The following is a 4,309-nucleotide window of genomic DNA, read 5'->3' on the forward strand; positions in this document are numbered from 1 at the left end:
AGGTCCGCCCGGTCGCGCACGCCGAGGCGCGCTGCCGCGAGGCGGCGCGCATGGGGTTCGCGCGTGTGCTCTCGCCCGCGCACGGCGCCGGCGACGCGCCCGTGGCCGGCTGCGAGCGCATCGGCATCGCCTCGCTGGCCGAGGCGCTCACGCGCATCGGCTAGCGCCCCGCCGCCCGCGCATGGGAATATCCATGCACGGGAGCACATCGCCGCTCGCCGCACGCCCCGCCGCCGACACACTGACGGGACGGACCGCATGGACGACCTGCGCTTCGACTGCATCGAGGACGCCCTCGAACTGCTGGCGCCCGGCATGCCGCTGCGCGAGGGCATCGACGACGTCATCGCCGCGCACGGCGGCGCCATCGTCGTCATCGGCGACGAGGAGAAGGTCGCCCCGGTCTGTGGCGGCGGATTCGGCATCGGCATCGACTTCACGCCGCAGCGTCTCTTCGAGCTGTCCAAGATGGACGGCGCGATCGTGCTCGACGGCTTGTGCTCGCGCATCCTGCGCGCGAACGTCCACCTCGTGCCCGATGCGTCGATCCCCACCTCCGAGACCGGCATGCGGCACCGCGCCGCCGAGCGCGTGAGCAAGCAGACCGGCGCACTCGTCGTGTCCATCTCCCGCAGGCGCGCCATCGTCAGCGTCTACGTCTGCGGCACCAAGGCGACGCTCGACACCATCGAGGTCGCGCTCGCCAAGGCCGACCAGGCGCTCCAGACGCTGCTGCGCTACCGCGCCCGCCTCGACGAGGTCGGCGCCCGCCTTCTCGCGCTCGAGTTCGAGGACCTCGTCAGCTTCGGCGACGTCGCGTCCGTCATCCGCCGCTTCGAGATGACGGTGCGGGTCTCCGCCGAGGTCCGCCGCCACATCGTGCGCCTCGGCCGCGAGGGCCGGCTCATCCGCCTGCAGGCCGACGAGCTCTCGCAGGGCGTCGCCGACGAGTACGTGAACCTGCTGCGCGACTATGCGTACGATCCCGCCGCCGACATCGCCGAGGTCCGCGCCGCGGTCGCCGCGCTCGACGGCGAGGCGCTGCTGGACCCGGACGCCATCGCCGCGGCGCTCGGCTACCCGTCGGCGGCGAAGGCGACCGAGGAGCACCTCCATTCGCGCGGCTACCGCCTCTTGCGCCGCATCCCGATGCTGCCGGCGGCGGTCATGACGAGGCTCGCCGAGCGGTTCGGCGGGGTCCCGGGCCTGATGGGGGCCACCGAGGACCAGCTCGACGACGTCGACGGTGTGGGCATGCGGCGGGCGCGGTCGATCGCCGAGGGCCTGCGCCGGTTGCGCCGCAACGCGCTGCAGTAGGGCGCGTCGGGAGCCCTCCGGACGCTCACCACCCGCCGGAACACCGCTCGGGTGGTAGAATCGGGCGCATCTTCCATCATCTGTGGCCGTCATAGCGGAGGGAGGTGGATGCGCTCGCGGTAGTCGCGAACGCCCCACATGATCGTCCAGGTCACCCGCTTCCTTTCATTCCTTGCGGGCGCGCTTGGCGGATTCACGGTGTCGCAGGCCGTCGACTGGACCGAACAGACCAGCTACTCACCCTACTACGTCCTCTTCATCCTCGTGGTTCTCGGTGGCTCGGTCGGGTTCATCCTCGGTGGCATCATCGGTCGTGAGGTCGAGGCGGTCTTCCGCCGTCTCGAGGAGCGCGTCCGTGAGATCGCGGCCGTCGATCTGCTGCTCGGCATAGTCGGCCTGCTCGTCGGCCTGATCGTCGCGGTCTTCCTGTCGCTGCCTTTGCGCTACATCCAGCCGCAGTCGCTCGCGGTCGGCGTCATCCTGCTCATCTCCGGTCTGTGCGCGTGGGCGGGGATGCGCCTCGCACTCGTGCGCCGCGCCGACGCGGCGCACGCCTTCCCGCGGCTCGCGGGCGGGTCCGGGGCTGCTGCGGGCGCACCGCGCAAGTTCCTCGACACGAGCGCAGTGATCGACGGCCGCTTCGCCGAGATGCGCCGCGCCGGGTTCCTCGAGGGCGAGCTGCTCGTGCCCGGCTTCGTCGTCGCCGAGCTCCAGACTCTCGCGGACTCCGCGGACGACGTTCGCCGCGCCCGCGGCCGCCGGGGCCTCGACCTGCTGCAGACGATGCGCGAGGGCGACCTGCGCGTCGAGGTCTTCGAGGCCGACTACTCCCAGATCGGCGACGTGGACCACAAGCTGGAGCGTCTCGCGATCGACTCGGGCGGCACGCTCGTCACGGTCGACTACAACCTCACGGGCGCAGCGCGGGTCAAGGGCGTGACCGTGCTCAACGTCAACGAGATGGCAGCGGCGCTGCGACCGGCCCACCTGCCCGGCGAGAACATCCGTCTGCGCATCATCCGTGAGGGCAAGGAGCCCGAGCAGGGCGTCGGCTACCTCGAGGACGGCACGATGGTCGTGGTGCATGGCGGCGTGGAACACGTCGGCGCCGAGGTGGACACCGAGGTGACTTCGGTGCTGCAGACCTCGACGGGCCGGATGATCTTCGCGAGGTTCAAGGCGGTCGTGTGAACGCCGTCGCGATCATCGTGTCCGGTGGCGCCGCGTCGCGGTTCGGACGCGAGGGCGGCAAGCAGACCGCGCTGCTCGCCGGCCGCCCCGTGATGTCGTATGCAGTGGCGGCGATGGCGGCCTGCCCCGAGGTGACGTCGCTCGTGGTCGTCTGCCACCCCGATCGCGTCGAGGAATACGCCGCGGCCGTTGCGGACGTGGCCGCGAGCGCGGGCAAGCCGCTGGCGGTCGTCGCCGGTGGCGAGACCCGTCGCCTCTCCGTGGCCGCGGGGCTCGCGGCGGTGCGGGCGGATGCGGAGGCCGTGGTCGTGCACGACGGCGCACGGCCCTTGGCCACGTCGGACCTGGCGTCGCGTACGCTCGCCGCGCTCGCCGCCGAGCCCGCGTGCGACGGCGCGGTGATCGCTCACCCGTCGTCGGACACCGTGAAGGTGGTCGCGGACGGCGTCGTGCTCGAGACGCCCGACCGCTCGCGGCTGTGGGCGGTCCAGACGCCGCAGGCCTTCCGGGCGCCGGCGCTCCGCGAGGCGCACGCCGCCGCCGCCCGCGACGGGTTCGAGGGCACAGACGACGCCTCGCTGCTCGAGCGCATCGGGCGCGTCGTGCGCGTCGTAGAGGGCCCGCGCGACAACGTGAAAGTCACGACCGCCGAGGACATCGCGGTCGTCGAGGCGGTCCTGGAGGCGCGCCGTGGGTGAGCTGCGCATTGGGCTGGGCTACGACGTCCACGCGTTCGCCCAGGGCCGCGCGCTGGTGCTGGGCGGCGTGACCGTCCCGCACGACCGCGGCCTGCTCGGCCACTCCGACGCGGACGTGCTCGCGCACGCGCTCATGGATGCCCTACTCGGCGCGCTGCGCGCCGGAGACATCGGCGCGCACTTCCCCGACACCGACCCGGCCTACGCCGGCGCCGACAGCATGGACCTGCTCGCGCGCGTGGGCGCACTGGTGCGCGAGGCGGGCTGGGCGCTCGCCGATGCCGATTGCGTTCTCGTCCTCGAGCAGCCGAAGGTCTCGCCGTACCGCGACGAGATGCGCGCGCGCATGGCGGCGGCGCTCGGCGTCGACGTCGAGCGCATCGGCGTGAAGGCGACGACGACCGAGGGCCTCGGCGCGACCGGCCGTGGGGAGGGCGTCGCGGCGCAGGCCGTCGTGTTGCTCGAGCGCGGCTGACGGGCAGGTCGCGCCCGCCCGGCGCCCCCGGCGGCCCGCCCGCCGAGTGCTATCCTGTCCGCACTGCTTAGGTGCCCGAACAGGCCGAGGAGGCCGGAGACCGCCACCCATGTTCGCTCGCATCCGAGAGGACATCACCGCCGTCAAGGAGCGCGATCCCGCCGCGACCTCGGCGCTGTCGGTGCTCATCAACTACCCGGGCCTGCACGCCATCTGGTGGCATCGCGTCACGCACGCATTGTGGCAAGGCGGGCACCGCGGCGTGGCGCGGTGGCTCTCGCAGCGCGTCCGCTTCCGCACCGGCATCGAGATCCACCCGGGCGCGCAGGTCGGGCGGCGCTTCTTCATCGATCACGGGATGGGCGTCGTCATCGGCGAGACCACGGTGATCAAGGACGACGTCACGCTCTACCAGGGAGTGACCCTCGGCGGCACCGGAAAGGCGCGTGGCAAGCGGCACCCCACCCTCGAGGACTGTGTGGTGGTTGGGGTCGGCGCCGCCGTGCTCGGAGATATCACCATCGGCGCGGGTACGCGAGTCGGCGGCGGTGCCGTGGTCGTCACGGACGTACCGCCCAACTGCACCGTTGTCGGCATCCCCGGACGTGTCGTGGTGCGCGAAGGCAGG

General features: G+C 72.5%; 5 protein-coding genes. All 5 read left to right on the top strand.

What is annotated here, in order from left to right:
- The first annotated feature begins 258 nt into the window (after positions 1-258).
- Positions 259-1,317: a DNA integrity scanning protein DisA gene (gene disA / locus FDZ70_06955; protein ID TLM75309.1), complete on the top strand. Its 1,059-nt coding sequence runs from the start codon at positions 259-261 to the stop codon at positions 1,315-1,317.
- A 138-nt stretch (positions 1,318-1,455) separates the two neighbouring features.
- On the top strand, positions 1,456-2,508 hold the full coding sequence (locus FDZ70_06960; protein ID TLM75310.1) for a hypothetical protein: 1,053 nt from the start codon (positions 1,456-1,458) through the stop codon (positions 2,506-2,508).
- Entirely contained in the window at positions 2,505-3,206 is a 702-nt protein-coding gene (gene ispD / locus FDZ70_06965) for a 2-C-methyl-D-erythritol 4-phosphate cytidylyltransferase (GenBank protein ID TLM75311.1), read from the top strand. Before FDZ70_06960 ends, ispD begins: the two co-directional genes overlap by 4 nt.
- Positions 3,199-3,681 (top strand): 2-C-methyl-D-erythritol 2,4-cyclodiphosphate synthase, encoded by a 483-nt coding sequence (locus tag FDZ70_06970; protein ID TLM75312.1) that lies wholly within the window; start codon positions 3,199-3,201, stop codon positions 3,679-3,681. The genes ispD and FDZ70_06970 overlap by 8 nt, the downstream gene beginning before the upstream one ends.
- A 109-nt stretch (positions 3,682-3,790) precedes the next feature.
- Positions 3,791-4,309 (top strand): serine O-acetyltransferase (gene cysE, locus FDZ70_06975; protein ID TLM75313.1); only part of this gene is annotated, 519 nt, incomplete at its 3' end.

It is taken from the genome of Actinomycetota bacterium (assembly GCA_005774595.1).
Lineage (GTDB): Bacteria > Actinomycetota > Coriobacteriia > Anaerosomatales > D1FN1-002 > D1FN1-002.

Bases quoted from the DNA above. Each gene is read 5' to 3' on its own strand.
- FDZ70_06960 (TLM75310.1), top strand. From the start codon at position 1,456: ATGATCGTCCAGGTCACCCGCTTCCTTTCATTCCTTGCGGGCGCGCTT.
- disA (TLM75309.1), top strand. From the start codon at position 259: ATGGACGACCTGCGCTTCGACTGCATCGAGGACGCCCTCGAACTGCTG.